The sequence below is a fragment of the Agromyces sp. ISL-38 genome (assembly GCF_018613935.1).
Lineage (GTDB): Bacteria > Actinomycetota > Actinomycetes > Actinomycetales > Microbacteriaceae > Agromyces.
The window spans coordinates 39869-66067 of record NZ_JAGGPF010000007.1 but is presented as its reverse complement, the minus strand read 5'-3'; the positions used below and the strand labels follow the sequence as shown (position 1 = coordinate 66067).

General features: G+C 69.3%; 30 protein-coding genes. 3 read left to right on the top strand and 27 right to left on the bottom strand.

Annotated features, from left to right (window positions below):
• Positions 1-227 precede the first annotated feature (227 nt).
• The 3 genes from J7E25_RS06345 to groES all read right to left on the bottom strand — a co-directional run bounded on the left by J7E25_RS06345 (position 228) and on the right by groES (position 3141).
• The gene (locus tag J7E25_RS06345) at positions 228-1517 is read right to left on the bottom strand and encodes an ABC transporter substrate-binding protein (protein ID WP_214869011.1); all 1290 of its coding nucleotides are present in this window, start codon (positions 1515-1517) and stop codon (positions 228-230) included.
• 273 nt (positions 1518-1790) lie between these two features.
• Complete coding sequence (rarD, locus tag J7E25_RS06340; protein ID WP_308164396.1) at positions 1791-2693, bottom strand: EamA family transporter RarD; 903 nt, start codon at positions 2691-2693, stop codon at positions 1791-1793.
• 151 nt (positions 2694-2844) lie between these two features.
• The gene (groES, locus tag J7E25_RS06335) at positions 2845-3141 is read right to left on the bottom strand and encodes a co-chaperone GroES (protein WP_129521053.1); all 297 of its coding nucleotides are present in this window, start codon (positions 3139-3141) and stop codon (positions 2845-2847) included.
• Positions 3142-3270: 129 nt separating this feature from the next.
• Between groES and J7E25_RS06330 the strand changes: the two genes are divergently transcribed.
• Positions 3271-4458 (top strand): class I SAM-dependent methyltransferase, encoded by a 1188-nt coding sequence (locus J7E25_RS06330; RefSeq protein ID WP_214869007.1) that lies wholly within the window; start codon positions 3271-3273, stop codon positions 4456-4458.
• Between the two features lie 77 nt (positions 4459-4535).
• On the opposite strand, the gene J7E25_RS06325 is transcribed toward J7E25_RS06330, so the two are convergent.
• The 10 genes from J7E25_RS06325 to glmS form a co-directional block, all read right to left on the bottom strand.
• A complete protein-coding gene (locus J7E25_RS06325) occupies positions 4536-5012 on the bottom strand; it encodes a DUF4190 domain-containing protein (protein ID WP_214869005.1) in 477 nt (158 codons plus the stop codon).
• Between the two features lie 10 nt (positions 5013-5022).
• Entirely contained in the window at positions 5023-5676 is a 654-nt protein-coding gene (locus J7E25_RS06320; protein WP_214869003.1) for a DUF4190 domain-containing protein, read from the bottom strand.
• 42 nt (positions 5677-5718) lie between these two features.
• Positions 5719-6120 carry a DUF4190 domain-containing protein gene (locus tag J7E25_RS18285; protein ID WP_214869001.1) on the bottom strand — a complete coding sequence of 134 codons (402 nt, stop codon included), beginning with the start codon at positions 6118-6120 and terminating at the stop codon, positions 5719-5721.
• Positions 6121-6258: 138 nt separating this feature from the next.
• On the bottom strand, positions 6259-7311 hold the full coding sequence (gene tsaD, locus J7E25_RS06310; RefSeq protein WP_214868999.1) for a tRNA (adenosine(37)-N6)-threonylcarbamoyltransferase complex transferase subunit TsaD: 1053 nt from the start codon (positions 7309-7311) through the stop codon (positions 6259-6261).
• Positions 7308-7949, bottom strand: a complete 642-nt coding sequence (rimI, locus tag J7E25_RS06305; protein ID WP_214868997.1) for a ribosomal protein S18-alanine N-acetyltransferase — start codon at positions 7947-7949, stop codon at positions 7308-7310. Before rimI ends, tsaD begins: the two co-directional genes overlap by 4 nt.
• The gene (gene tsaB, locus J7E25_RS06300; RefSeq protein ID WP_214868995.1) at positions 7946-8566 is read right to left on the bottom strand and encodes a tRNA (adenosine(37)-N6)-threonylcarbamoyltransferase complex dimerization subunit type 1 TsaB; all 621 of its coding nucleotides are present in this window, start codon (positions 8564-8566) and stop codon (positions 7946-7948) included. The genes rimI and tsaB overlap by 4 nt, the downstream gene beginning before the upstream one ends.
• 9 nt (positions 8567-8575) lie before the next feature.
• Positions 8576-9100 carry a tRNA (adenosine(37)-N6)-threonylcarbamoyltransferase complex ATPase subunit type 1 TsaE gene (gene tsaE / locus J7E25_RS06295; RefSeq protein WP_214869064.1) on the bottom strand — a complete coding sequence of 175 codons (525 nt, stop codon included), beginning with the start codon at positions 9098-9100 and terminating at the stop codon, positions 8576-8578.
• Entirely contained in the window at positions 9100-10242 is a 1143-nt protein-coding gene (gene alr, locus J7E25_RS06290) for an alanine racemase (protein WP_214868994.1), read from the bottom strand. Before alr ends, tsaE begins: the two co-directional genes overlap by 1 nt.
• Entirely contained in the window at positions 10235-10630 is a 396-nt protein-coding gene (locus J7E25_RS06285; protein WP_214868992.1) for a holo-ACP synthase, read from the bottom strand. Before J7E25_RS06285 ends, alr begins: the two co-directional genes overlap by 8 nt.
• Positions 10631-10655: 25 nt before the next feature.
• A complete protein-coding gene (gene glmS / locus J7E25_RS06280) occupies positions 10656-12506 on the bottom strand; it encodes a glutamine--fructose-6-phosphate transaminase (isomerizing) (RefSeq protein ID WP_214868990.1) in 1851 nt (616 codons plus the stop codon).
• A gap of 83 nt (positions 12507-12589) precedes the next feature.
• Between glmS and coaA the strand changes: the two genes are divergently transcribed.
• The gene (gene coaA, locus J7E25_RS06275; protein WP_214868988.1) at positions 12590-13546 is read left to right on the top strand and encodes a type I pantothenate kinase; all 957 of its coding nucleotides are present in this window, start codon (positions 12590-12592) and stop codon (positions 13544-13546) included.
• Positions 13547-13577: 31 nt separating this feature from the next.
• Here coaA and glmM read toward each other — a convergent pair whose 3' ends face one another.
• The 4 genes from glmM to truA all read right to left on the bottom strand — a co-directional run bounded on the left by glmM (position 13578) and on the right by truA (position 17029).
• The gene (gene glmM, locus J7E25_RS06270) at positions 13578-14951 is read right to left on the bottom strand and encodes a phosphoglucosamine mutase (RefSeq protein WP_214868986.1); all 1374 of its coding nucleotides are present in this window, start codon (positions 14949-14951) and stop codon (positions 13578-13580) included.
• 23 nt (positions 14952-14974) lie between these two features.
• Positions 14975-15460: a 30S ribosomal protein S9 gene (gene rpsI, locus J7E25_RS06265; RefSeq protein ID WP_129520991.1), complete on the bottom strand. Its 486-nt coding sequence runs from the start codon at positions 15458-15460 to the stop codon at positions 14975-14977.
• Positions 15461-15503: 43 nt separating this feature from the next.
• Entirely contained in the window at positions 15504-15950 is a 447-nt protein-coding gene (gene rplM, locus J7E25_RS06260; RefSeq protein WP_129520990.1) for a 50S ribosomal protein L13, read from the bottom strand.
• Between the two features lie 194 nt (positions 15951-16144).
• Positions 16145-17029, bottom strand: a complete 885-nt coding sequence (gene truA, locus J7E25_RS06255) for a tRNA pseudouridine(38-40) synthase TruA (protein WP_214869061.1) — start codon at positions 17027-17029, stop codon at positions 16145-16147.
• A 139-nt stretch (positions 17030-17168) separates the two neighbouring features.
• Between truA and J7E25_RS06250 the strand changes: the two genes are divergently transcribed.
• The gene (locus J7E25_RS06250; RefSeq protein ID WP_214868984.1) at positions 17169-17873 is read left to right on the top strand and encodes a hypothetical protein; all 705 of its coding nucleotides are present in this window, start codon (positions 17169-17171) and stop codon (positions 17871-17873) included.
• A gap of 88 nt (positions 17874-17961) precedes the next feature.
• On the opposite strand, the gene rplQ is transcribed toward J7E25_RS06250, so the two are convergent.
• From rplQ to ptsP, 10 genes are all read right to left on the bottom strand, one after another.
• Positions 17962-18501, bottom strand: coding sequence for a 50S ribosomal protein L17 (gene rplQ / locus J7E25_RS06245; protein ID WP_214868982.1), 540 nt, complete (start codon positions 18499-18501; stop codon positions 17962-17964).
• A 55-nt stretch (positions 18502-18556) separates the two neighbouring features.
• The gene (locus tag J7E25_RS06240) at positions 18557-19543 is read right to left on the bottom strand and encodes a DNA-directed RNA polymerase subunit alpha (protein WP_129520986.1); all 987 of its coding nucleotides are present in this window, start codon (positions 19541-19543) and stop codon (positions 18557-18559) included.
• A gap of 130 nt (positions 19544-19673) precedes the next feature.
• Complete coding sequence (rpsK, locus tag J7E25_RS06235) at positions 19674-20072, bottom strand: 30S ribosomal protein S11 (RefSeq protein ID WP_022889749.1); 399 nt, start codon at positions 20070-20072, stop codon at positions 19674-19676.
• Between the two features lie 30 nt (positions 20073-20102).
• Complete coding sequence (rpsM, locus tag J7E25_RS06230; protein ID WP_214868980.1) at positions 20103-20483, bottom strand: 30S ribosomal protein S13; 381 nt, start codon at positions 20481-20483, stop codon at positions 20103-20105.
• Positions 20484-20693: 210 nt separating this feature from the next.
• Positions 20694-20807, bottom strand: a complete 114-nt coding sequence (gene rpmJ / locus J7E25_RS06225; protein WP_129520984.1) for a 50S ribosomal protein L36 — start codon at positions 20805-20807, stop codon at positions 20694-20696.
• A 68-nt stretch (positions 20808-20875) separates the two neighbouring features.
• Positions 20876-21097, bottom strand: a complete 222-nt coding sequence (gene infA, locus J7E25_RS06220; protein WP_021759551.1) for a translation initiation factor IF-1 — start codon at positions 21095-21097, stop codon at positions 20876-20878.
• A gap of 163 nt (positions 21098-21260) precedes the next feature.
• Complete coding sequence (locus J7E25_RS06215) at positions 21261-22412, bottom strand: mannitol-1-phosphate 5-dehydrogenase (RefSeq protein ID WP_214868977.1); 1152 nt, start codon at positions 22410-22412, stop codon at positions 21261-21263.
• Positions 22409-22849, bottom strand: a complete 441-nt coding sequence (locus tag J7E25_RS06210) for a PTS sugar transporter subunit IIA (RefSeq protein WP_214868975.1) — start codon at positions 22847-22849, stop codon at positions 22409-22411. Before J7E25_RS06210 ends, J7E25_RS06215 begins: the two co-directional genes overlap by 4 nt.
• A gap of 103 nt (positions 22850-22952) precedes the next feature.
• Positions 22953-24449, bottom strand: a complete 1497-nt coding sequence (locus J7E25_RS06205; protein WP_214868974.1) for a PTS mannitol transporter subunit IICB — start codon at positions 24447-24449, stop codon at positions 22953-22955.
• A gap of 25 nt (positions 24450-24474) precedes the next feature.
• Positions 24475-26157, bottom strand: a complete 1683-nt coding sequence (ptsP, locus tag J7E25_RS06200; protein ID WP_214868972.1) for a phosphoenolpyruvate--protein phosphotransferase — start codon at positions 26155-26157, stop codon at positions 24475-24477.
• Between the last annotated feature and the right edge of the window lie 42 nt (positions 26158-26199).

Genomic DNA, 26199 nt, shown 5'->3' with positions numbered 1-26199 from the left:
GGCGGATGACGCAGTTTCGGCAGACACGCCGATGCAGACGGCGCGAAACGCCGCACGAGTCGGATTCCTACCTCATCGGCGACACCGACAGGAAGGCGTGAGTGCCGCAAGGAGCACCCTGGAACCCGCGACGGGGTCCATGGACACCCTTGCGTATGCAACGGGCTGGAGACGGGCACGAGAAAGGGCCCCGGCCGAAGCCGAGGCCCTTCCAAGCGAGAACCGTACTAGCCGATTCGCTCGTACGTGTTGTCTTCGCCGTACTGGTAGATTCCGATGGTCGCCTCGGTCGGGTCACCGTGCTCATCGAGCGTGATCGGGCCGGACGGGCCGTCCCAGTCGATCTGCTTGCCCTCGGCGAGGAGCGCGAAGGCATCCTCGAGCGACGTGACCTTCTCGCCGTCACCGGTGCCACCCGACACCTGACGCAGGTACTTGGCGATGTCGACACCATCGGTGCTGTTCGCCGCGTACGCCGCGAGGGCGATCAGCACGGTCGCGTCGTACGACTCGGGGCCATAGCTGAAGTCAGCCAGGTTCGGGTCGACGGCGAGGATGCGCTCACGGAAGTCGTCTTCGAGCACCGGACCGGGCAGCGTGCCCTTCGCGCCGGCGATGAGGCCGGGTGCGAAGTCCGCGCTGTAGTCGGACAGGTTGCCGTCGACGAAGTAGAGCTGGCTGCCGGGGTAGCCGGAGCCGACGAGCGCCGGGACGACGACCTTGGCCTCGTCGAACGTGATGACGGCCACGGCGTCGGGGTTCGCGGCGTTGATGGCCGAGAGCTGCGAGTCGAAGTTCGAGTCACCCGTGTTGAAGAGCTCCTCGGCAACGACTTCGCCGCCGGCTGCCTCGAACGACTCCTTGGTCGCCGCTGCGAGGCCGGTGCCGTAGGGGTCGTTCAGGACGAGGAGACCGAGGGTGGAGGCGCCGTCGGCGGCGATCTGGTTGCCGAGCACCTCACCCTGCAGGAGGTCGGACGGCGCAGTACGGAAGTACAGGTCGTTGTCCTCGTAGTCGGTGAAGTCGGGCGACGTGTTCGCCGGCGAGAAGTGCACGACACCAGCCGCGGTGATCTGGTCGATGACCGTGAACGACACACCCGACGACGCGGCACCGATGATCGCCGAGACGTCCTGCGAGAGCAGGTCAGTCACGGAGACGGTGGCGATGTCGGTCGTGGTGTCACCCGAGTCGCGGTAGACGACCTCCATGTTGATTCCGCTGTCGGCGGCGTTGACCTCCTGCTCGCCGAGCGCCACACCGGCCTCCTCGGGCGGGCCGAGGAAGGCGAGCGTTCCACTCTGCGGAAGGATCGTGCCCACCTTGAGGGTGAGGTCTCGTTCGCCTGCCTCGATGGGCAGGGCGTCGCCGGCGTCGGCCGGCTCTTCCGTCTCGGCCGGCGGCGTGCCACCCGCTGCACACGCAGAAAGGAGGAGGGTGCTGACGCCAGCGATGGCGAGACCCGTCCAGGCTGCGCGAGCCGAGCGCGAGGCCTTGGCCTTCGCGAATACGCTCATGTTGCTCCTTGGGACTGAAGGATTGGTACACAAAGCAGCGTCTGATGACGCCGTTGTTTGACAGTATTGCGCCCCCATGGCGGAAACAAGTCACCGCGGTCACAACCGTGTAACACCGCCTGAATCGTTATCTCGCCGACACCTTGCCCGTCGAAAGCGCACGGAATCGGCGTGCAACGCGTACTGCGCGCGCAGAATGCGCGTCGAGGCATCCGTCGCCCGGGCCCCTTCTCAGACCTCGGTTTCGAGCCTCCAGTAGCCCGACTCCAGGTCTCAGATCGGCTCCGCGGGAACACGTCGCGAGGCACGGACGCCCCTCACGAGGTCGAACGTGAGCACGGCGAGGGCGACCCACACGAGGGCGAATCCGATCCACCGTTCGAGCGGCATCGGCTCGTGCAGCACGGCGACGCCGACGACGAACTGGATGAACGGCGCGAAGTACTGGATGAACCCCATGTAGATGAGCGGCAGCCGGCGCGCCGCCGCCGCGAACAGGAGCAGCGGCACCGCCGTGATGGCTCCGGCGAGCAGCAGCAGCGCCGTGTGCCAGCCGCTCACCGTGCCGATCGTGAGCCCGGTGGTCATCGACACGAACACGAGCTGCACGACGGCGAGCGGCGCGAGCCAGGCGGTCTCGAGGGTGAGTCCCGAGACCGCGTCGACCTTGGGCCCGACGCGCTTCTTGATGAGGCCGTAGAAGCCGAACGAGAACGCGAGCACGAGTGCGATCCACGGCAGCTGCCCGTAGCCGAAGGCGAGCACGACGACGGCGACGATGCTGATGCCGACGGCCACCCACTGCGTCACATTGAGGCGCTCGCGCAAGACGAGCACGCCGAGGAAGACCGTGACGATCGGATTGATGAAGTAGCCGAGCGCGGCCTCGACGACCTGTCCGCTCAGGGTGGCGTAGACATAGGTCTGCCAGTTGACGAAGATGAGCACGCCCGCGATGGCCATCGTGAGCACCGCGCGGCGATCGCGCAGGATCGTGACGAACGGTCGCCAGGCGCGCATGACCGTGATGAGCAGGGCACAGAACACGAGCGAGAGCAGCACGCGCCATCCGACGACCTCGAAGGGGCCCGTGGGTGCGAGCGCGATGAAGTAGACGGGGAGGAAGCCCCAGAGCCCGTAGGCGCTGACCGCGAAGACGAGTCCGGAGCGGCTCACGCCCGATGCGGGCGTGAGGTTCGCACGGGCCGAGACGTCGGAACGGGTTGACACCAGCACAGACTACGCCGGGCTGCAGGCATCCGCGGCCCGGCATACGAAGAGGCCCGGATGCCGCAGGGGCATCCGGGCCTCGAACGAATCGTGTCGCCTAGCGAACGACGACCGCGAGCACGTCGCGGGCCGAGAGCACGAGCAGGTCGTCGCCGCCGAACTTGACCTCGGTGCCGCCGTACTTGGAGTAGATCACCTTGTCGCCGACTGCGACGTCGAGCGGGATGCGATTGCCGTTGTCATCGATGCGACCGGGGCCCACGGCCACGACCTCGCCCTCTTGGGGCTTCTCCTTGGCAGTGTCGGGGATGACGAGACCTGACGCGGTGGTCTGCTCGGCGTCGACCTGCTTGATGACGATGCGATCCTCGAGCGGCTTGATGGAAACCGACACGTTTGACCTCTTTCTTGACGAAGACTGTTTAGCACCCTCAAAGCGAGAGTGCTAAGACGAGTCTAGGCAGGATTTGGCACTCATGCAACGCGAGTGCCAGCGCACGGATGTGGGTGCTAGCGTGGCCGGGTGGATCGCGCCGAGCTCGTCGAACTGCTCTCGCCAGAGGGCCTCAGGCTCCTCGACGGCCTGCCCGCCTGGGACTCGAAGGCCGACATCGTGAAGACGGTCGCGCGGCTGCGCCGCGAGGGGCATCCGTCCGGTCTCGTCGCCACCGTGCTCAGCCAGTCGAAGCTGCGCGCGAAGGCCCGTGCGAAGTTCGGCGAGTTCGCCTCGCGCATGCTCTTCACCGAGACCGGCCTCGAGCAGGCGACGCGGCTCAGGGTCGCCGCCCTGCACGCCGGCCGCTTCTCACGCGCCGGCATCACGCACGTGGCCGACCTCGGCTGCGGCATCGGCGGCGACGCGCTCGCGATGGCCGCGATCGATCTCGAGGTGACGGCCGCCGAAGCCGACGAGGTCACCGCCGCGATCGCCGCGTACAACCTCACGCCCTTCTCGCGGGTACAGGTGCTGCACGCGCGCGCCGAAGACGTGCCGCTCGGCGGCATCGGCGGCGCCTGGCTCGATCCGGCACGCCGGACCACGACCGGAGGCACGACGCGACGCATCTCGGATGCCGCCGACTACTCCCCCTCGCTCGATTTCGCGTTCGGCCTCGCCGCGCGGATGCCGGTGGGCGTCAAGCTCGGCCCGGGCACCGACCGCGACGTCATCCCGGCCGAAGCCGAGGCGCAGTGGGTGTCGCTCGACGGCGACGTGGTGGAGCTCGGCGTGTGGCTCGGCCAGCTGGCGCGCCCGGGCATCCGCCGCGCGGCGCTCGTGATCCGCGGCGATGCCGCCCATGAGCTCACGGCTCCGGCCGACAGCGAGGATGCTCCGACCGGCCCGATCGGCGACTACCTCTACGAACCCGACGGCTCCGTCATCCGTGCGCGCCTGATCGGCGACCTCGCCCGCGCGAACGGCGCATGGATGGCGAGTGCCGGCATCGCCTACCTCACGGCAGACGCGCCGTTCGACTCGCCCTTCGCGCGAGGGTTCCGGGTGCTCGAACGGCTTCCCGCCGACGAGCGGCAGTTGCGGCAGGCACTACAGGCGCGGCACGTCGGCACGCTCGAGATCAAGAAGCGCGGGATCGACGTCGACCCGGCGGCGCTCCGCACGCGGCTGAAGCTGCGCGGCGACGAGTCGGCGACGATCGTGCTCACCCGCGAGCTCGGCCGGCACGTCGCGCTGCTCGTGGAGCGACTCTAGCGACGCTGGCGACTTCTGCCGGCGCTGGCGGCGGCTCTGGCGCCTCTGGCGCCTCTTCCGGCAAGCGCGTGGGTGGCTCAAGCGGGCAGTGCGCCGAACACGATCGCGTAGTAGCCGATCCACACCGCCGAGAACACGAGTCCCGCGAGGCCGGTGCCGATGCCCACGAAGGCGAGGGTGCGGCCCTCCTCCTCTCGGCGCAGGCCCAGCACGCCGAAGACGATCGCGGCGATGGACAGCGGCAGCATCCAACCCACGAAGAGCGATGCGATGGCGCCCATCGTGCCGGCGACGGCGGCGACCCAGCTGTACACCCGGCGCTGGGTCTGCTCCTCGACGGCATCGGCCTCGTCGCCCCCGGGCCGATGCACGACGAGGAGCTGGCCGGTCGAGAGCGAGCGCAGCTGCCCGGTGTCGAACGGCACCTCGAACTCGCGCACGGTCGGGTCGACGCGGAAGGTCGGCTCGGCCGGCTGGAACGGCGCGAGCGGATCTTCCGGTTCGAAGCGATCGGGGGTCCCGCCCTCAGGCGAAACCCCCTCACGCTCGGTCATGAGTGCCTCATCAGTACGTGTAGCCGTCCATCGTTCCGATGCTCGCGAAGGCGATGGCCCACAGGAGCAGTGAAAGCAGGCCGATGGCGATTCCGACGAAGCCGAGGATGATGCCGGTGAGCCACATGCCCTTGGCCGCCGGTTCCTTCCTCTTGCCGATGAAACCGAGCACGACGGCAGCCGCCGGGATGAACAGCTGCATGATGCCGCCGACGAACGGGATGAAGACCACGAAGAAGCCCACGAGGCCGATGATGCCGGCGATCAGCGAGATGAGGCTGTACACCGGTGTGGGCTTGCTGGGCGTGGTGCCGTAGGCGGGCGCCGCATAGCCGGGCTGCGCCGGTGCGCCGTATGCAGCGCCTGCGGGCTGATCGGACGGCATCCCGTAGCCGGGGGCCGCGGGCGGCGGAGGCGGCGGGGTGGCGGAACCGTAGCTCGGCGGCTCCGGCGGAGCCGGAGGTGCGGGCGGTGCGGGCGGCTCAGGCGCTGCAGGCGGCTCGGGAGCAGACGGCACCTCGGGCACCTCGGGCCCGCTCGCGAGCGGCTCAGCCGCGTCGGCATCGGCAGCCGAGACCGGCGACTCGGGCGCGGCCGGCACCTCGGGCACCTCAGGCGTTCCCGGCACCTCGGGAACGTCTTCGGGGTTTTTCGGATCACTCATGGCATTCGCCCTTCTTCGTGGTCGTGTTCTGCTGGCACGCGCTCAATACGACGTGACACCGGTGGAGTAGAGGGCGGCGAGCCCGGCGATCACGACGATGACGACGATGATCGAGAGCACGATGCCGATGTAGCCGATGATGACGCCGGCGAGCGCGAGGCCGCGGCCCTGCTCGCCGGTCTTCTTGATCTGGCCGAGTGAGATGTGTCCGCAGATGATGCCCGCGATGAATCCGACGCCCGTCGCGAAACCGACGAGGGATGCCACGAGGGAGACGATCGCGAGCGTGTTGGTCTTGCCGGTGGCGGGCTGGCCGTAGGCGGAATCGGCCTGGCCGTAGGCCGGAGCGGCCGGTGGCGGCGCGCTGTATCCGGGCGCGGGAGGTGTGGCCGGCGGCACGGGCGGCACCGGTGCTCCGGGCTCGGGAGTGTTCGGATCGGTCACGATGGTCCCCTCAATGCTGTGGTCAGCGCACGCCGTCTGTGGCGCACGCACAGAGCCGGTGCCGACTGGCGAATCCGGCGTCTTCGAGTTCACACTATCGTGGCGCCCGCATGATGCACAGGATCGCACTCGGCACGGTCACGCTTGGATTTCGGTGACGGGCAGCGTCGAATCCGCGCCGAAACCGAGCTCAGACGGGGCGTGGCCTGCCATCACGAGTTGGGCGCCGAGCGCTGCGATCATGGCGCCGTTGTCGGTGCAGAGCGAGAGGGGCGGCACGCGCAGTGCGATGCCCGCGGCATCCGCTCGCGCTTCGGCCACCTCGCGGAGCCGGGCGTTGGCGACGACGCCGCCTCCGAGCAGGAGCCGGGGCACTCCGAGGTCGGCGCACGCGGCGACGGCCTTGCCGACGAGCACGTCGACGACGGCTTCGCGAAAGCTCGCGGCGACGTCTTCGAGCGGCACGGGCTCGCCGGCCGCCTCACGCTGTTCGACCCAGCGCGCGACGGCGGTCTTCAACCCCGAGAAGCTGAAGTCGTAGCGATGCGCGGCGAGGTCTTTCGGGTGCGTGAGCCCGCGCGGGAACCGGATCGCCGCCGGGTCGCCGCCGATCGCGGCCCGGTCGATCTCGGGTCCGCCGGGATACGGCAGGCCGAGCACGCGCGCGACCTTGTCGAACGCCTCACCCGCAGCATCGTCGATCGTCTCGCCGAGCAACTCGACGTCGGAGACGAGGTCGCGCACGAGCAGCAGCGAGGTGTGACCGCCCGAGACGAGCAGCGCGATCGTCGGGGTCTCGAGCGGCGCCTCGTCGTCGAGCAGGTCGGCGCCGACGTGGCCGACGAGGTGGTTCACGGCGTAGATCGGCACGTCGAGCGAGAGGGCGAGGGCTTTCGCTGCTCCCACGCCGACCATGAGGGCGCCCGCGAGGCCCGGGCCGTTGGTGACGGCGATCGCATCGAGCTCGCCGAGCGCGACGCCAGCCTCGTCGAGCGCGGTGCCGATCGCCGGGCCGAGCGCTTCGAGGTGCGCCCGCGCGGCGACCTCGGGCACGACGCCGCCGTAGCGCGCGTGCTCCTCCATGGACGAGGCGATGGCGTTCGCGAGCAGGGTCGTGCCGCGCACGATGCCCACGCCCGTCTCGTCGCACGAGGTCTCGATGCCGAGCACGAGGGGCCGGCTGCGGTTCATCGCGCTTCCCCTGCGTCGGCGCGGCGCGGCTGGATCCCGAGCGCTGCGTGGGCACCGGATGCCGCGGGCCGCGTCACTGCGGCCGGCACCTCGAGTCGCATCGTGATCGCGTCGACCCCGTCGGGCTGGTAGTAGCCGCGCCGCACGCCGATCTGCCGGAATCCGAGCGAGTCGTAGAGCGCCCGCGCGATCGCGTTGTCGGCACGCACCTCGAGGAACAGCTCGGCGACGTGACGGCGCCGGGCCTGGGTGATGAGCGCGTGCATGAGGCCGCGTCCGAGGCCCATGCCCCGCGCTGCGGGCGCCACCGCGATGGTCTGGATGTCGCCTTGCCCGCTTCCGGCGGGGGCGAGCAGGCCCGCGTATCCGAGCAGGCCGACGGGCGGACGCACCGGCCGGGCCGAACCACCCGAGGTTCCGTCGATCGTCGCGCCCGCGGCATCCGGCGCGTCGCTCTCGTCGGTCTCGGGCACGGGCGCCGGCGCGTCGTCGACGGCGACGAGGTAGTAGCCGTGGGGGCTCTCGAGCTCTCGGCGCATCGCATCTTCGGGCCAGGCATCGGTGACGAACGTCGCGCGCTCGAGTCGCATGATCGCGTCAAGGTCTTCAACCTTCGCGCGGCGCATCAGCACGCTCATCGCAGCACTCGCTTCCGGGCGGACGGCGTGACGTCGGGTGCCCTGAGATACAACGGCGCATCGGCCGCGAGCGGCAGGCGCCCGGCGGCGAACGCGAGCTCGGCGAGCATGCCGATGGCGCCGGCCGGCACGAGATGGGCGTCGAAGCGGATGCCGCGGGCAGCGGGCACCGCGTCGCGCGGCACGAGCTCGGGCCCGGTGAGTCGCACGGGCAGGTCGTCGGCGTCGAGCCCGTCGTACTCGCTCACGGCGAACTCGCGGCGTCGCGCGTCGGTCACGACCTGCAGCCCGCCCGTGCCGCCGGCGTGATACCAGGACCATGCCACGGCATCATGGCTGACGACCGGGATGAACGGCCTGCCGATGCCGAGCGCGAACGCGTGCGCGGCCGCAATGCCGACGCGAAGCCCGGTGAACGGCCCGGGGCCCATGCCTGCGGCGACGCCGGAGAGCCGGCCCGGCGGCACACCCGCCTCGGCGAGCGCGTCGCGGATGAAGCCGCCGACGACTTCGGCGTGCCGCATGGAGTCGTCGGTGCCGACCTCGGCGAGAATGCCGCCGTCGCGGTCGACGACGGCGACGCTCGTGCCTGTCGAGGTGTCGATGGCGAGGAGCATGGATCCAGCCTATGGCCCGTCGACATAGGCAGTGCCTGCCCAGCGGCGGCCGTGGCCGGTCACCGTCAGCGTGCGCGGCTCGTCGGCCTCGAGCTCATCCTCGTCATCGTCATCGTCATCGTCATCGTCGAGCGTCGGCGTCGCTGCACTCGCGCCGGTCGGCCGGTCGATCGTGATCTCGAGCCATGACTCGCTCACGTCGTCGAGGAGGCCCGCGCCCCACTCCGCCACGACGACCGCGTGGTCGAAGTCGAGGTCGAGGTCGTCGAGCTGTGCGGCGCTGCCGAGCCGGTAGGCGTCGACGTGCACGAGCGGCGGCCCGCCGACGAGGCTCGGGTGCGTTCGGGCGAGCACGAACGTGGGGCTCTGCACCGGCCCTCGCACGCCCAGGCCGGCGCCGATGCCGCGTGTGAGCGTCGTCTTGCCCGCCCCGAGCGGGCCGGTGAGCACGACGAGGTCGCCGGTGCGGAGCACGCCGCCGAGCTCACGGCCGAACGTCTCCATGTCTTCAGCGGTCGGCACCTCGAGGCGCATCACGCGCCGCCCACGTAGCGGCGCGGCACTCGCGCGCCGATGCGGGTGACGATCTCGTAGCCGATCGTGTCGGCGGCGTCGGCCCAGTCATCGGCGGACGGTGCTCCCGACGACGGGTCGCCGAAGAGCACGACCTCGTCGCCGACGGCGACCGGGGCATCGCCGACGTCGACGAGGAACTGGTCCATCGCGATACGGCCCACCACCGGCCGGCGCGCGCCCGCGAGCCACACCTCCGCTCGGTTCGACGCCTGCCGCGGCACCCCGTCGGCATAGCCGAGCGGCACGAGTGCGAGCGTCGTGGCGTGTTCGGCGCGCCAAGCATGGCCGTACGACGCGCCGGTGCCCGCCTCGATGCGCCGCACGGCCACGACCCTGCCCCGCAGCGTCATCGCGGGAACGAGGCCGAGGTCGGCGGCCGTGGTGCCGTCGCCGTACGGCGGCACTCCATAGATGCCGATGCCGAGCCGCACGAGGTCGAACCGTGCCTCGGGCAGGCGCAACGCGGCCGCGGTCGAGGCGAGGTGGCGCAGCTCAGGGGTGAGGCCAGCTGCGGATGCCGCGTCGAGCGCCCGCTCGAAAGCGGCCAGTTGTGCGGCATCCTCGGCGGGCGAGGCGTTCGCGAGGTGGCTGAACACACCGCGCACGCGCAGCCGGCCGTGGCGCTCGAGCTCTGCGGCGGCCCCGACGACGCGCTCCCAGTTCGAGGGTGCGACGCCGTTGCGGCTGAGTCCGGTGTCGATCTTCAGGTGCACCGCCGCGATCCTGTCGACGGATGCCGCAGCCCGCACGATCTCGTGCAGCTGCTCGAGCGACGAGACGCCGAGGTCGATGTCGCGCTCGATCGCCGGCGCGAACCCGGCGCCGGGATCGTGGAGCCAGGCGAGCAGCGGCGCCGTGATGCCGGCGTCGCGGAGTGCGATCGCCTCATCGACGTCGGCCGCCCCGAGCCAGTCTGCTCCGCCGTCGAGGGCCGCCCGAGCCACCGGCACGGCGCCGTGGCCGTAGGCATCGGCCTTGACGACCGCCATCGACAACGCGGGCGCGACGTGCGCTGCGAGTGCAGCGACATTGGCCCGGATCGCGGCGAGGTCGACGACCGCCTCCCGGAAGGAGCGTGGTGCGCCCGGCGTCTCACTCATCGCCGGCACTCGAACGTGCTGGCGGCTCGGCGGTGTCGGCTCCCTCGAGCACGACGAAGGCGCTCGCGAGACCGGCGTCGTGGCTCATCGAGAGGTGGACTCGTGCGATGCCGAGTGCCTCGACATGCTCGGCGAGGGCGCCGGCGAGCAGGAAATCGGGATTGCCCTCGTCGTCTTGCACGATCTGCATGTCGTGCCAGCGGATGACCGCGTGCCCGCCGAGCGCCTTGATGAGAGCTTCCTTCGCGGCGAACCGCGCGGCAAGCGATCGAGGCGCCCGCCCTCGTTCGCTCTCGGCGAACAATCGCTCGAGCAAGGCGGGAGTTCGGGCGAGCGAGCGCTCGAAACGCCCGATGTCGACCACGTCGATGCCGATTCCCGAGATCACGACTGCCTCCGGCCTCGTCGCCGTGCTACTCGACCGTCACGGACTTCGCGAGATTGCGGGGCTGGTCGACGTCGAGACCCTTCGCCTGCGCCAGCTCCATCGCGAAGATCTGCAACGGCACGACCGCGAGGAGCGGCTCGAAGAGCGGGGCCGCGAGCGGAATGCGCAGCACCTCGTCGGCGTACGGCAGCACCGCGGCATCCCCCGCCTCGGCGATCGCGATCACGCGTGCGCCGCGAGCCCGGATCTCCTGGATGTTCGAGACCACCTTCGGGTGCAGCGCCGCAGAGCCGCGCGGGCTCGGCACGACGACGAAGACCGGCTGGCCTGGCTCGATGAGGGCGATCGGCCCGTGCTTGAGTTCGCCGGCCGCGAAGCCCTCGGCGTGGATGTAGGCGAGCTCCTTGAGCTTGAGCGCGCCCTCGAGCGCGATCGGATAGCCCACGTGGCGGCCAAGGAAGAGCACCGAGCGGGTGTCGGCCATCCAGTGCGCGAGCTCGCCGACGCGCTCAGCCTGCCCGAGCACCGTCTGGAGCTTGTCGGGCACCGCCTGGAGCTCGGCGAGCTGGACTGCGAGCTGCTCGGGCGAGAGCGTGCCGCGAACCCGGGCGAGGTGCAGGCCGAAGAGGTAGAGGGCGGCGATCTGCGCGACGAAGGCCTTCGTCGACGCTACGGCGACCTCGGGGCCGGCATGGGTGTAGACCACGGCGTCGGACTCGCGCGGGATCGTGGCGCCCTGGGTGTTGCAGATCGAGATCGTGCGCGCGCCCTGCTCCCGCGCGTACTTCACGGCCATGAGCGTGTCCATGGTCTCGCCCGACTGGCTGACCGACACCACGAGGGTTTCGGGGTCGAGCACCGGCTCGCGGTAGCGGAACTCGTGGCTCAGCTCCACCTCGACGGGCACGCGGGCCCACTGCTCGATCGCATACTTCGCGACCATGCCGGCGTACGCGGCGGTGCCGCACGCGATCACGGTGATGCGACGGATGCTGCGAAGCTCCTCGTCTCCGAAGTCCGCGAGCTCGGGGATGACGACGGCACCGTCGACGATGCGGCCGAGGAGCGTGTTCGCGACCGCCTCGGGCTGCTCCGACACCTCTTTGCGCATGAACGACGACCAGCCGCCCTTCTCGGCGGCGGAGGCGTCCCACGCCACGTCGAACGGCTCGACCTCGACCGGCTCGCCGTCGAAGTCGGTCACGTCGACGCCGTCGGCCGTGATCGAGACGATCTGGTCCTGGCCGATGGCCACGGCACGCTTCGTGTACTCGACGAAGGCCGCGACATCCGAGCCCAGGAAGTTCTCTCCCTCGCCGAGGCCGATCACGAGCGGCGAGTTGCGGCGGGCGCCGACGACGAGGCCGGGCTCGTCGCGGTGCACGGCGAGCAGGGTGAAAGCGCCGTCGAGGCGGGCGACCGTCGTGCGGAAGGCCTCGCGAAGGTCGCCCTTCGCGCGGTACTCGCGGCCGAGGAGCACGGCGGCGACCTCGGTGTCGGTCTCACTCGCGAACTCGTAGCCTTCGGCGAGCAGTTCGTCTTTCAGCTCGGCGAAGTTCTCGATGATGCCGTTGTGAATGAGGGCGAGCCGGCCGTCGTCACCCAGGTGCGGGTGCGCATTGCCATCAGTGGGGCCGCCGTGCGTCGCCCAGCGGGTGTGGCCGATGCCCGTGCCACCGCGGTGCAGCGGATGCGCCTCGAGCTCGTCGGCGAGGATCTGCAGTTTTCCGGCGCGCTTCGCGGTCTCGATGGTTCCGTCGTCGTCGACGATCGCCACTCCAGCCGAGTCGTAGCCGCGATACTCGAGGCGACGAAGGCCTCCCATGAGGACGTCGATGCTGCTTCGCTCACCGACGTATCCAACGATTCCACACATGCGCTCGATTCTATCCGGGGCGAGCTGGGTGCCCGCCGCGCAGCCCACCGCGCAGGTGATCTTGCCGACACTAGACTGACGTGGTGCCCGATCAGAACCTGTCGTCGTCGCAGGCACCCCAGAGTTCGCCGTTCATCGAACTCGATCGGGCTGACTGGGCCGCCCTCGCACCGTCGATGCCGGCACCGCTCCGCGAGACCGAGATCGTGCAACTCCGCGGCCTCGGCGAGCCGCTCGACCTTCGCGAGGTCAACGAGGTCTACCTCCCGCTCAGCCGACTGCTCAACCTCTACGTGGGCGGCACGAAGTCGCTGCACAAGGTCACGAGCGAGTTCCTTCGCGAGCGGTTCGAGTCGACGCCGTTCGTGATCGGCGTCGCCGGCTCGGTCGCGGTCGGCAAGTCCACGATCGCGAGGCTCCTGCGCGAGCTCCTCGCCCGCTGGGAGCACACGCCGCGGGTGGAGCTCATCACGACCGACGGGTTCCTCTTCCCGAATGCCGAGCTCGAGCGGCGCGGACTCATGGACCGCAAGGGATTCCCCGAGTCCTATGACCGGCGAGCGCTCTTGCGCTTCGTGAGCGAGGTGAAGGCCGGGGCCGCCGAGGTGAAGGCGCCGTTCTACTCGCACCTCGCCTACGACATCGTCCCCGATGCCCAGGTCACCGTGCGCCGCCCAGACGTGCTCATCGTCGAGGGGCTCAACGTGTTGCAGCCGCCCGGCCCCGGCCATCGCCTCGCCGTGAGCGACCTCTTCGACTTCACGATCTACGTCGACGCGCGCACGAGCGACATCGCCTGCTGGTACGAGGAGCGGTTCCTGAAGCTCCAGCGCGGCGCGTTCGCGAACCCGCGCTCGTACTTCCATCGCTTCGCGAGCCTCACCGAAGACCAGGCGCGCGCTCGCGCACGCGAGATCTGGCATGCGATCAACGAGCCGAACCTGCTGCAGAACATCCGCCCCACCAGGTCACGCGCCACGCTCGTGCTCCGCAAGAGCCCCGACCACTCGGTGTCGAGCGTGCTGCTGCGCAAGCTCTAGCGCCGCAGTCCGGCGCCGCCACTCAGGCGGGTCAGGCGGCGTTGCCGTTCGCGAGTCGAAGACGCACGACGTCGGCGAGGACCGCGGCATGGTGCTCGGCTGTCGCCTGCTCGGCGGCCTCGACCATCACGCGCACCATCGGCTCGGTGCCCGAGGGGCGAAGCAGCACACGGCCCGAGTCGCCCAGTTCGGCTTCGACGGCGGCGACCGCCGCGGCGATCTCGGCATCGTCGCCGAGGGCATGGTGGTCGACGTCGCGCACGTTCACGAGCACTTGCGGGTAGACCGTCATTACCGAGGCGAGCTCGGCGAGGGTCTTGCCGGTGCGCGCCATCTCGGCGGCGAGATGGAGTCCGGTGAGCACGCCATCGCCGGTGGTCGCGTACTCGGTCATGATGACGTGGCCCGACTGCTCGCCGCCGAGCGCGAGGCCCTCGGCCGCGAGTGCTTCGAGCACGTAGCGGTCGCCGACCTTCGTCTCGATGACGCGGATGCCTCGTTCGGCCATCGCGCGCCGGAGGCCGAGGTTCGACATGACGGTGACCACGAGGGTGTCGTCGGTGAGCTTGCCGCGCTCGTGCATCGACACCGCGAGGATCGCCATGATCTTGTCGCCGTCGATGATGTCGCCGTTCGCGTCGACGGCGAGGCAGCGGTCGGCGTCGCCGTCGTGCGCGATGCCGAGGTCGGCGCCGTGCTCGACCACGGCGGCCTGGAGCGGACCGAGGTGCGTCGAACCGACCCCGTCGTTGATGTTCATGCCATCGGGATCGGCGCCGATGACGGTGACGCGGGCGCCCGCGTCGCGGAACGTCTCGGGCGACACCCCTGCCGCAGCGCCGTGCGCGCAATCGAGCACGACGTGGAGTCCGTCGAGCCGGTGCGGCAACGTGCCGAGCAGGTGCACGACGTACCGGTCTTCGGCGTCGGCGAAACGGCGGATGCGGCCGACGCCGTCGCCGATCGGCGCGAGCTTGGGACGGCCGAGGAAGGACTCGATGCGATCCTCGACCTCGTCGGGGAGCTTCGTGCCGCCGAACGAGAAGAACTTGATGCCGTTGTCGGGCGCAGGGTTGTGCGACGCCGAGATCATCACGCCGAAGTCCGCGCCGATGCTGTCGATCAGGTACGCGGTCGCGGGCGTGGGGATGACGCCGGCGTCGAGCACGTCGACACCCGAGCTGGCGAGACCGGCCGACACCGCGGCGGTGAGGAACTCACCTGAGACGCGGGGGTCGCGCGCGACCACGGCAACCGGACGTCGACCCGCGGCGCGGAGCTCGTCGGCGTGGCGACCGCGAGTGAGGACGGCGGCGGCCGCCTGGGCGAGGCCCAGGGCCAGGTCAGCCGTGAGTTCACGGTTGGCCAGACCCCGGACCCCGTCGGTTCCGAAGAGCCGAGGCATCGAGTGGACCGAACCCGAGCGCGTCAGCGCTTCGAGAACTGAGGAGCCTTGCGCGCCTTCTTCAGGCCGGCCTTCTTGCGTTCGATCACGCGGGCGTCGCGGGTGAGGAAGCCGGCCTTCTTCAGGCTGGCGCGGTTGTTCTCCCGGTCGATCTCGTTCAGCGCACGAGCGATCGCGAGGCGCAGTGCGCCGGCCTGGCCCGAGGGGCCGCCGCCCGTGATCTTCGCGACCACGTCGTACGAGCCCGTGAGCTCGAGCACCGTGAAGGGGTCGGTGATGAGCTGCTGGTGCAGCTTGTTCGGGAAGTAGGCCGCGAACTCACGGCCGTTGACCGTGATGCTCCCGGCGCCGGGAACGAGACGCACGCGGGCGATGGCCTGCTTGCGACGGCCGACAGCCGCGCCGCCCACGTTGAGCACGCGACGGGGGGTGCTGGGAGCAGCCTCAGGGGTGCTCTCGGTGGTGTAGCTCTCGGGAGCCGCTTCGATCTGGTCTGCGATCTTCGCCATGGTGGTGTGAATCCTTATTTCGAGAACGTCGAGTGCGCCGGAATTACTGGGCGACCTGGGTGAGGGTGTACGGCTTCGGCTGCTGGGCCGCGTGCGGGTGCTCCGGGCCGGTGTACACCTTCAGCTTCTTGAGCTGGGCGCGACCGAGCGAGTTCTTCGGGAGCATGCCGCGGATCGCCTTCTCGACGGCGCGGACGGGGTTCTTCTCGAGGAGCTCGGCGTAGCTGACGGCCGTGAGACCACCCGGGTATCCGGAGTGGCGGTAGGCCTTCTTCTGCTCGAGCTTCTGGCCGGTGAGGGCCACCTTGTCGGCGTTCACGATGATCACGAAGTCGCCGGTGTCGACGTGGTTCGCGAAGATCGCCTTGTGCTTGCCACGCAGCAGGGTTGCGGCGTGGCTGGCGAGGCGGCCGAGCACGATGTCGGTTGCGTCGATGACGACCCAGTCGCGCTGGATGTCGTTCGACTTTGGAGTAAAGGTGCGCGTCACGGAAGTGCTGCTTTCTGATCGAGTGAGGGGTTCGTGAATCCCACTCCGTTCGGGAGTTCGTTCGCGATGCGAGACGAACGCCCGGGTGGAGGGCTCATCTTCGGATGCCGACGCAGTCGACGACACCAAAGTGCAAGCTTAGCCGACAGACCAGCGGGCGTCCAATCGCGGCGCGGCGCGCTCCGCGCACGGAATCATTCCAGCTCGTCCGCGTCGGGCAGGTCGGGCTGCACATGCAACCGGCGACGTGCCCTCGTCTGCGCCGCCCTCGCCTCGAGCTCGTCGTTGTCGGGGTACCCGACCTCGGCCAGCACGAGCCCCTTCGCGGGCATCACCGTGAACGCGCTCGTGCGCTCCCCTGCATGCAGCAGCTCGGCGGGCGCGCCGACGTCGAGCTTGCCCTCCCCCACCGCGACGATCGCACCGACGACCGCGCGCACCATCGAATGGCAGAACGCGTCGGCCCGCAGCGTCGCCACCAGCACCCCGTCGTCACGTCGCTGCCACCGGTAGGACTGCAACGTGCGGATCGTCGTGGCCCCCTCGCGCGGCTTGCAGTACGCCGCGAAATCGTGGAGACCGACGAGCATGCCCGCGGCGGCGTTCATCGCCGACTCGTCGAGCGCACGGTGGATGACGACCGTGCGACGGCGGTCGAGCGGGTTGCGGCGAGCGGATGCATCGGCCACGCGGTACTCGTACCTCCGCCACGCGGCGGAGAACCGCGCGTCGAACCCGCTCGGCGCCCGATCGATGCCGGTCACGACGACGTCGGCGTCGCTGCCGAGGATTCCATTGATGCGCCGGGCGAGCACTCCCTCGGGGCTCGCCGGCTCAGCCGGGCGGCCGTGGCGCGACCGGGTCACGGCGGCGAGCGCCTCGAGTGGCACGTCGACATGGGCCACCTGCCCCAGCGCATGCACCCCGGCGTCGGTGCGCCCGGCGACGGTGAGCCGCGGTGCCACGCCTGCCCTGCGGAACAGCGTCGCGAGCGCCTCCTCGAGCACTCCCTGCACCGTGCGCAGCCCCGGCTGGCTGCTCCAACCGTTGAAGTCGGTGCCGTCGTAGGCGATGCCCATGCGAAGTCGGACGACGGATGCCTCGGTGTCGACGTTGCTCGCGGCTTCGGGGTCGGCTGCGGCATCCGCTCGATCGTTCACCGCACCAGCCTAGGCTGTCGCGCCATACTGGAGAGGTCGACGACGACAGGAGATCGCCATGACCGATCACTCCACGCCAAGCACCACACCCGAGCGGTGGCGCGGCCTCGCCAGGACCACCGGCGTCACTGCGATCGTCGCCGTCGTCCTCCTCTTCGCGCCGATCATCGCGATCTCGACATTGGGCGAGCCGGCCTTCGACGCCACGAATGAGGAGGCCGCGGAGTTCTTCCGGAATGCCGATACGCCGTGGATCGCCGCGGCCGAAGCCACCGCGTCGATCGGCATGCTGGCCTTCCTGTGGTTCGTGGTCGGCTTCACCACACTGCTGCGGCGCGTCGAGGGAGAGCCGGCCTGGCGTTCCATCGTCGCCCTCGTCTCGGGCACGGTCGTCGCGGCCTACGGGGTCATCGACGCGAGCTGGGAGGCCGCCGGCAACCGCGGCCAGGAGCTCGACCCGGGCGTCGCCGCCTTCGCCTTCGATCTCGGCAACCTCGGCTTCGCGAACACCTGGCTGGCAGTCGGCAGCTTCGCGATCGCGAGCGGGTGGGTGCTGCTCGCCGGCCGCGTACTCCCCGCGTGGTGGGGCTGGTGGGCGATCGGCGGCGGGGCCGGCCTGATCGCAGTGCGCTACGCCTGGGAGGGCTGGATCTGGATCATCCCGTACTTCATCTTCTGGGCATGGGTCATCGCCATCGCAGTCCGCCTCATCACTCGGCGCGCGCTCGAGACCCCGACCCTCGAGGAGAGACGCGCGAGCTGATCCTCGCCGGCACGACAGCGGTGGCGCGAGCGGAATGACGAAGGGCCCCGGTGCTCGTGCACCGGGGCCCTTCGTGAACGTGTCGAGACTACTTGGCCTCGGCCGACTCCTCGGCAGCTGCCTCGGAACCCGCGGCCTCGTCGACCGCGGCTTCCGCCTCGGTCACGACCTCGGCGGGGGTCTCCTCGGCGGCGGTCTCCTCGACCGGCGCCTCGTCGACGACCGGCGCCGAAGCGGCGGCGGGCTTCGCCGCGCGCTGCTTCGGGGTCACGGGCTCGAGCACGAGCTCGATGACGGCCATGGGGGCATTGTCGCCCTTGCGGTTGCCGATCTTCGTGATGCGGGTGTAGCCGCCCTCACGGTCGGCCACCTGCGGCGCGATGACCGTGAACAGCTCGTGCACGACCGTCTTGTCGCCGATGACGCCGAGCACGCGACGGCGCGCGTGCAGGTCGCCGCGCTTCCCGAAGGTGACGAGTCGTTCGGCGAGCGGACGCAGGCGCTTGGCCTTCGTCTCGGTCGTGGTGATTCGCTTGTGCGTGAACAACGCAGCGGCGAGGTTCGCGAGCATCAACCGCTCGTGGGCGGGTCCGCCTCCGAGGCGGGGGCCCTTCGTGGGCTTCGGCATGGTTCGTTATCTCCAGTAGTCAGGGGGGTGGGTGCGGCGGCCGGCTCGGCCGGCGTCAGCTCTCGTCGTCGAAGCCCGTGTAGAAGTGGGCGCCGTCGAATCCGGGAACCGAATCCTTGAGCGACAGCCCCATCTCGGTGAGCTTGTCCTTGACCTCATCCACCGACTTCTGACCGAAGTTGCGGATGTTCATGAGCTGCGACTCCGAGAGCGCGACGAGCTCGGACACGGTGTTGATGCCCTCGCGCTTCAGGCAGTTGTAGCTGCGCACCGACAGGTCGAGGTCTTCGATCGGGATCGAGAGCTCGCTGGAGAGCACGGCGTCGACCGGCGCGGGGCCGATCTCGATGCCCTCTGCCGCGGTGTTGAGCTCGCGGGCGAGACCGAACAGCTCGGTGAGCGTGCGGCCCGCCGACGCGATCGCGTCACGCGGGGTGATGGCCGACTTCGTCTCGACGTCGACCACGAGGCGGTCGAAGTCGGTGCGCTCGCCGGCACGGGTGGCCTCGACGCGGTAGGTGACCTTGAGCACCGGTGAGTAGATCGAGTCGACCGGGATCTGGCCGGCTTCGCTGTACTCGTTGCGGTTCTGGCTGGCCGAGACGTAGCCGCGGCCGCGCTCGATCGTGAGCTCGAGTTCGAACTTCGCCGAGTCGTTGAGCGTTGCGATGACGAGCCCGGGGTTGTGCACCTCGACGCCGGCCGGAGCCGAGATGTCGGCGGCGGTGACCTCACCGGCGCCCTGCTTGCGCAGGTAGGCGGTGATCGGCTCGTCGTGCTCGCTCGAGACGACGAGGCTCTTGATGTTGAGGATGATCTCGGTGACATCCTCCTTCACGCCCGGAACCGTCGAGAACTCGTGGAGCACGCCGTCGATGCGGATGCTCGTCACGGCTGCGCCGGGGATCGAGGAGAGGAGGGTGCGACGGAGCGAGTTGCCCAGGGTGTAACCGAAGCCCGGCTCGAGGGGCTCGATCACGAAACGCGAACGGAACTCCGAGATGTTCTCTTCGGTGAGCGTCGGGCGCTGTGCGATCAGCACTGTGGATTCCTTTCGGCAGAGTGTCCGCTATATGACACTTGCGAGGTACGAGGATCTTGAGTTGTGGAGAGAACGGATGCCCCGGGGGTCGAACGATGCCTCAGCAGCGTTCGACCACCGGAGCGGAGAATCAGACGCGGCGACGCTTGGGCGGGCGGCATCCGTTGTGCGCCTGGGGCGTCACGTCGTTGATGCTGCCGACCTCGAGGCCCGCGGCCTGGAGCGAACGGATCGCGGTCTCACGGCCGGAGCCGGGGCCCTTGACGAAGACGTCGACCTTCTTCATGCCGTGCTCCTGCGCCTGGCGCGCGGCCGACTCGGCGGCGAGCTGTGCGGCGAACGGGGTCGACTTGCGCGAACCCTTGAAGCCGACGCCACCGGAGGAGGCCCAGCTGATCACGGCACCGTTGGTGTCGGTGATCGAGACGATCGTGTTGTTGAACGTCGACTTGATGTGGGCCTGGCCCACGGCGATGTTCTTCTTTTCCTTCTTGCGCGGCTTGCGAGTAGCCGCCTTGGGTGCTGCCATTGAAATCTCCTAGTTCTGGCGAACGAGCGGTTACTTGCGGCCGGGCTTCTTCTTGCCGGCAACGGTGCGCTTCGGGCCCTTGCGGGTACGAGCGTTGGTCTTGGTGCGCTGGCCGCGGACCGGGAGACCGCGACGGTGGCGGATGCCCTCGTACGATCCGATCTCGACCTTGCGGCGGATGTCGGCTGCCACCTCACGGCGGAGGTCACCCTCGACCTTGAAGTTGCCTTCGATGTAGTCGCGGAGGGCGACGAGCTGCTCGTCGCTGAGATCCTTCACGCGGATGTTGCCGTCGATACCGGTGTCCGCGAGCGTCGTGAGCGCTCGCGTGCGGCCGACGCCGTAGATGTAGGTCAGTGCGATCTCCACGCGCTTCTCGCGCGGGATGTCGACTCCTGCCAGACGTGCCATGTTGGCTTCTCCTGAATTGAAGTGGAGGTGTGGAGCAACACCGGTGCCCGGGCCTCCGACCCGAGGTGTCCCCGAGGCATCAGAGATGCCGCGGTTCTGGTGTTGCCGAATGCGGTGTTCAGTTGTGTCCGACAGGGGGTTTCGATACGCCGCGCCGGAAGGGCGGGGCTACTCAACCTTGATCGGCGCGACGCTGCGCGTCGCGCGCGATCAACCCTGGCGCTGCTTGTGGCGCGGGTTCTCGCAGATCACCATGACATTGCCGTGGCGACGGATGACCTTGCACTTGTCGCAGATGCGCTTGACGCTGGGGTTGACCTTCATTGTTGTTCCTAGGATTCGCTGTCTTCGTACCTGCGGGATGCCGCGGGCCGTTACTTTCCGAGCAGCCCTTACTTGTAGCGGTAGACGATGCGGCCGCGCGTCAGGTCGTATGGGCTCAGTTCCACGATCACGCGGTCCTCGGGGAGGATGCGGATGTAGTGCTGGCGCATCTTTCCTGAGATGTGCGCGAGGACCTTGTGACCGTTCGTGAGTTCCACCCGGAACATCGCGTTCGGGAGGGCCTCGACGACCGAACCTTCGATCTCGATGACGCCGTCTTTCTTGGCCATAGCCTCACTATCGCTTGGAGTTGGGATGCTGGTCGTGCGATGTGTTCGCGACCGACGATCACTCGTCGGGCATGCCGAAGCAGGCGTGCAAACACCAAGGATCAACTATAGGTGATTCCGGGCAGGTTCGCCAGTCGGGGCCGCGGGGGCCGCCGCCCGGTCGTCACCCCGCGGCCTTGACGCGTGTGACCTCGGCGACGAGCCCCTGCTCGAGCGGATGCCCCGCGGAGATGCCCGTGACCTCGTGCACGAACGCCGCGGCCTCCCGCGAGCGCAGCAGCTCCTGCAACTCGACGCTCTCGGGATCGGATTCCACGTCGAAACGGAGCGCGGCGCCGACGGCAGCGAGCAGGCCGTCGACGGGGTGCCCGTGCTCGGCGAGCTCCGCCGCCGGGCCGATGAACCGCTCATGCCGGCCGAGCTTGCGCAGCGGCTGACGTCCGACGCGCTCGACGGTGTCGGGCAGCTCGGGATTCCGGAATCGCTCGAGGATCGTGGCCCGATACGCCGCTTGCTCGTCCTCGGTGAAGCCGTGCTTGCGGACGATGAGGGTCGACGTCTCCCCGAGCACCTGTTCGACCGCGACCGCGACCACGGGGTCGGCGAGCGCCTCGCTGATGCGTTCGTGTCCGGCACGGCGCCCGAAGTACGCCGTGGCCGCATGGCCCGTGTTCACCGTGAAGAGCTTGCGTTCGATATACGGCGCGAGATCGGCGACGAAGTGCGCGCCGGGGATCTCGGGAGCGACCGAGCCGAACGGCTGCCGCTCGATCGCCCACTCGAAGAACGTCTCGACGGTCACGTCGAGACCCGCGTCGGGCGCTTGGGCCGGCACGATGCGGTCGACGGCGGTGTTCGCGAACACCGCACGCGCGGCGATCGACGGCCACTCCTCCGCGCTCGAGAGCGACGCGATTTCGTCGCGCAGCAGGTCGGTGGCGTTGATCGCGTTCTCGCACGCCATGATCGCGAGCGGCCCGGCGTCCGCCGGCCTCGCCCGCAGCGCCGCGATGAGGTGCGGGGCGATGAAGCGCAGGATCGTGGGGCCGACGGCGGTGGTCACGAGATCGGCGTCGGCGAGCTCGGCGGCGAGCACCGCGGCATCCGTGGCACTGTTGACGGCCCGGTACCGGTCGACGATGCGGTCGCGCGCTCCGGCGCCGACCTCGTGCACCGTGTAGTGGTCGGATGCCGCGAGGTCGTCGATGAGCGTCGCGTTGACGTCGGCGAACACGATCTCGTAGCCCGCCTCGTGGAGGAGGAGGCCGACGAAGCCGCGCCCGATGTTGCCGGCGCCGAAGTGAACGGCCTTCACGGCTCGTTGACCTCGGACAGCAGGGCGTGCAGCTCATCGGCCGACCGGGCCTCGACGAGCCGCTGCACGGCGTCGTCGTCGGAGAAGATGATCGCGATCTTCGAGAGGATCTCGAGGTGCTCGTTCTCGATGCCGGCGATGCCGACGACGAACCGCGCGTCCTCGCCGCCCCAGTCGACCGGCTCGTCGTAGCGGATCACCGAGAGCGCCGAACGGCGGATCTTGTCTTTCGCCTCGTTCGTGCCGTGCGGGATGGCGAGGAAGTTGCCCATGTATGTCGAGACCGAGCCCTCGCGATCCAGCATCGAGTCGACGTAGGCCGGATCGACGGCGCCGACCTCCACGAGGATCGAACCCGCTTCGCGGATCGCGTCGTCGCGGCTCGCGACGCGGGTGGCGACACGGACGTTGCCGGCCGGGAGGATCTCTTCGGTCATAACAACTTCTCCTTCTTCTCGAGTGGTCTGCGTTGACGGCCGAAGACCACGGCGGTTCCTGATCGGAGACCGCCGTGGCTTTCGGATGCCAGTTGTGCGCGGCTCAGCGCACGCCCTCGGATTCGAGCAGGTTCACGATCTCGTCGTACTTCGGCGAGTTCATGAAGTTCTCCACCGACACGTGCACGGCGCTCGGGGACTGCAGCTTCGCGCGGTCGGTGAGGTCCTGGTGCGTGATCACGAGGTCGACGTCGTCGGTGAGGTTCGCGATCGCCTTGTTCGTGACCGTGACGCTGTCGATGCCCGCCTTCTTGATCTTGTTGCGCAGCACCGTCGCGCCCATCGCGCTCGAACCCATGCCCGCGTCGCAGGCGAAGATGATCGAGTGGACCGGCTTGCGATCGAACGCGGCCTGCTCGCCCTCCTCGATGAGTCCGGCGCCGGCGGCGACGCCAGCGGCAGTGAGACCCGACAGCACGTCGCTCGACTTGCCTTTGTTCGTCTCGGTCTGTGCCACGGCTGCCGCCAGGTCGCCACCACCGGTCGCCAGGTCGCGCTTCCGGCTCGCGCGGAGGATGATCGAGGCGATGAAGAACGAGACGGATGCCGCGAGCACGACGGACAGGACGACGCCCAAGTAACTGTCCGGGGCGGTCTGGAGCAGGACGGCGAAGATGCTTCCGGGGGAGGCCGGGGCACGCAAGCCGCTCCCGAAGGCCACGTTCGTCGCGACACCGGTCATGCCGCCCGCGATCACTGCAAGCAGGAGCATCGGCTTCATCAGCACGTAGGGGAAGTAGATCTCGTGGATGCCGCCGAGGAACTGGATGATGATCGCTCCGGGAGCGCTCGCCCGAGCCAGTCCGATGCCGAACACCGAGAAGGCGAGGAGGATGCCGAGCCCAGGACCAGGGTTCGCCTCGATGAGGAACAGGATCGACTTGCCCTGCTCGAGGGCTTCGGAGCTGCCGAGCGGAGTGAACACACCGTGATTGATCGCGTTGTTCAGGAAGAGGATCTTCGCGGGCTCCACGATGATGCTGAGGAGCGGGAGCAGCCCGACCTGAACGAGCCAGCCGACCGCCCCACCGAGCGCATCGCTCACCACGGTCACCGCTGGTCCGAACCCGAAGAATCCGGCCAGAGCGAGCAGTGCACCGACGATTCCCGCGGAGAAGTTGTTGACCAGCATCTCGAAGCCGGCCTTGATCTTGCCTTCCCAGATCCGGTCGATGTGCTTCATGATCCACGCTGCGAGGGGCCCCATGATCATGGCTCCGAGGAACATCGGAATGGTAGTTCCGACGATCACGCCCATGGTGGCGATGACCGCGACGACACCGCCACGGGTGTCGTACACCATGCGACCGCCCATGTTCGCGATGAGCAGCGGAAGCATGTAGATGATCATGGGACCGACCATGGAGGCCAGGGTCTCGTTCGGCGTCCATCCAGTGGGGATGAAGAACGCGGTGATGAAGCCCCAGGCGATGAACGCGGCGATGTTCGGCATGATCATGCCGCTGAGGAATGTTCCGAAACGCTGGACGGCGACGCGTGCTCCCCCAGGCCGCTTCGTCGTGGGTGACGTCGATGTCATGATGGTGCCTCTCCTACTGAGTGGGTTACGGCACTCGGGTGCCGGTCGGGGTGAGTGAAGATGCGGCGGCCTGTGCCGCCTGCTTGGCTTCGGCCGCTCCCTCAGCGGCCAGGGCTGCCTGGGCGAGCGCCTTCGCGTCGTCCTGGCTGTACCGCGCGAGGGAGGCGCGGACATCTGCGAGTGCCGATGGCGACATCGACAGGCTCGTGGCGCCGAGGCCCACGAGCACGACGGCGAGCAGTGGGTCGGCGGCGGCCTCGCCGCAGATGCCGACCGGCTTGCCGAGTTCGATGCCGGCGCGGCCGACTTCGGCGATGAGCTTGAGAACCGCGGGATGCCACGGGTCCTGCAGCTTCGCGACGGTGCCGAGCAACCGGTCTGCCGCCATCGTGTACTGGGTGAGGTCGTTCGTGCCGATCGAAGCGAAGGCGGCGTGCGCGAGCACCTGCCGGGCGAGGAGCGCCGCAGACGGCACCTCGACCATGACGCCCGCGACCCTGATGCCGAGCTCGCCGGCGAGCCGCGTGAAGTACTCGGTCTCCTCGACGGTGGCGATCATCGGCGCCATGACCCAGAGCTCGGCGTCGGTTGCCGCGTCGGCCGCGGCGAGCGCGGTGAGCTGCTCACGCAGGATCACCTCGGCGTGCCGCAGGGCACGGATGCCGCGCAGGCCGAGTGCCGGGTTCTCCTCGGGAGCGTCGTTCAGGAACGAGAGGGGCTTGTCGGCCCCGGCGTCGAGCACCCGAACAACGACCTTCCTCCCGGCGAACGCGGTGAGCAGCTTCGTGTAGAGCTGCTGCTGGTCGAGCACGCTCGGCGCGCTGTCGGCATCGAGGAACAGGAACTCGGTGCGGAAGAGCCCGACACCCTCGGCACCGAGTCGTAGAGCTTCGGCGGCGCCGTCGGCCGATCCGAGGTTCGCGAGCAGCGACACCGGCGTGCCGTCGGCGAGCGCTCCCGGCGAGACCGGGGCGGCGAGGCGGGCGGCGCGTTCGGCGATGCGCTCCTGCGCCTCCGCGATCGCCGCGGGCGATGGTTCGGTGACGACGAGTCCGTTCTCGGCGTCGACGACGACGGTGTCGCCGTCGGCGAGGCTCGCGGCATCCGCTGCTCCCACGATCGCGACGATCGACTTCTCGCGGGCGAGGATCGCGGTGTGCGAGGTGGGGCCGCCGTCGACGGTCACGAGCCCGAGCACCTGGTCGAGGTCGAGCGTGGCCGTGTCGGCCGGCGCGAGATCGCGCGCCACGAGGATGAACGGATGCCCCGGGCTCGGCACTCCCGGCGCCGGCAGCTTCAGCAGGTGTGCGATGACCCGCTGCGAGATGTCGTCGAGGTCGGTGGCACGTTCGGCCATGTAACCGCCCATGCCGGCGAGCAGGTCGCGGTACGAGGCGAACGCCTCGTACACCGCGCGCTCGGCGGTCTTGCCGGTCGCGAGCCGCGTCGTGACCTCGTCGATGAGGCTCGGGTCCTCGGCCATCATGGCTTGCGCCTCGAGCACGTCCTGCGCGGCGCCGCCCGCCTTCGCACCGCGACTCGCGAGCTCCGCGGCGACGACCGAGAGCGACGCCCTCGCCCGTTCGCCCTCGCGCTCGGGGTCGAGGTGACTCGGCCGGTCGACCGGTTCGGGCAGTCGTTCGGCCATTCGCACGACCGGCCCGACCGCGACGCCTTGCCCGATGCCCGTACCCGTGATGTTCATCATTCGCCTTCCTCCAGCGGTTGGAAGGGAGACGGATGCCCCGCG

What these genes read in the sequence shown, in the direction of transcription:
- J7E25_RS06345 (WP_214869011.1), bottom strand. Translation starts at nt 1,517, where the DNA reads ATGAGCGTATTCGCGAAGGCCAAGGCCTCGCGCTCGGCTCGCGCAGCC.
- J7E25_RS06325 (WP_214869005.1), bottom strand. Translation starts at nt 5,012, where the DNA reads ATGACCGAGCGTGAGGGGGTTTCGCCTGAGGGCGGGACCCCCGATCGC.
- J7E25_RS06320 (WP_214869003.1), bottom strand. Translation starts at nt 5,676, where the DNA reads ATGAGTGATCCGAAAAACCCCGAAGACGTTCCCGAGGTGCCGGGAACG.
- tsaD (WP_214868999.1), bottom strand. Translation starts at nt 7,311, where the DNA reads ATGAACCGCAGCCGGCCCCTCGTGCTCGGCATCGAGACCTCGTGCGAC.
- rimI (WP_214868997.1), bottom strand. Translation starts at nt 7,949, where the DNA reads ATGAGCGTGCTGATGCGCCGCGCGAAGGTTGAAGACCTTGACGCGATC.
- tsaB (WP_214868995.1), bottom strand. Translation starts at nt 8,566, where the DNA reads ATGCTCCTCGCCATCGACACCTCGACAGGCACGAGCGTCGCCGTCGTC.
- tsaE (WP_214869064.1), bottom strand. Translation starts at nt 9,100, where the DNA reads ATGCGCCTCGAGGTGCCGACCGCTGAAGACATGGAGACGTTCGGCCGT.
- alr (WP_214868994.1), bottom strand. Translation starts at nt 10,242, where the DNA reads ATGAGTGAGACGCCGGGCGCACCACGCTCCTTCCGGGAGGCGGTCGTC.
- glmS (WP_214868990.1), bottom strand. Translation starts at nt 12,506, where the DNA reads ATGTGTGGAATCGTTGGATACGTCGGTGAGCGAAGCAGCATCGACGTC.
- glmM (WP_214868986.1), bottom strand. Translation starts at nt 14,951, where the DNA reads ATGCCTCGGCTCTTCGGAACCGACGGGGTCCGGGGTCTGGCCAACCGT.
- rpsI (WP_129520991.1), bottom strand. Translation starts at nt 15,460, where the DNA reads ATGGCGAAGATCGCAGACCAGATCGAAGCGGCTCCCGAGAGCTACACC.
- truA (WP_214869061.1), bottom strand. Translation starts at nt 17,029, where the DNA reads ATGGGCATCGCCTACGACGGCACCGACTTCAACGGTTGGAGCAGCCAG.
- J7E25_RS06250 (WP_214868984.1), top strand. Translation starts at nt 17,169, where the DNA reads ATGACCGATCACTCCACGCCAAGCACCACACCCGAGCGGTGGCGCGGC.
- rplQ (WP_214868982.1), bottom strand. Translation starts at nt 18,501, where the DNA reads ATGCCGAAGCCCACGAAGGGCCCCCGCCTCGGAGGCGGACCCGCCCAC.
- rpsK (WP_022889749.1), bottom strand. Translation starts at nt 20,072, where the DNA reads ATGGCAGCACCCAAGGCGGCTACTCGCAAGCCGCGCAAGAAGGAAAAG.
- rpsM (WP_214868980.1), bottom strand. Translation starts at nt 20,483, where the DNA reads ATGGCACGTCTGGCAGGAGTCGACATCCCGCGCGAGAAGCGCGTGGAG.
- rpmJ (WP_129520984.1), bottom strand. Translation starts at nt 20,807, where the DNA reads ATGAAGGTCAACCCCAGCGTCAAGCGCATCTGCGACAAGTGCAAGGTC.
- infA (WP_021759551.1), bottom strand. Translation starts at nt 21,097, where the DNA reads ATGGCCAAGAAAGACGGCGTCATCGAGATCGAAGGTTCGGTCGTCGAG.
- J7E25_RS06210 (WP_214868975.1), bottom strand. Translation starts at nt 22,849, where the DNA reads ATGACCGAAGAGATCCTCCCGGCCGGCAACGTCCGTGTCGCCACCCGC.
- J7E25_RS06205 (WP_214868974.1), bottom strand. Translation starts at nt 24,449, where the DNA reads ATGACATCGACGTCACCCACGACGAAGCGGCCTGGGGGAGCACGCGTC.
- ptsP (WP_214868972.1), bottom strand. Translation starts at nt 26,157, where the DNA reads ATGATGAACATCACGGGTACGGGCATCGGGCAAGGCGTCGCGGTCGGG.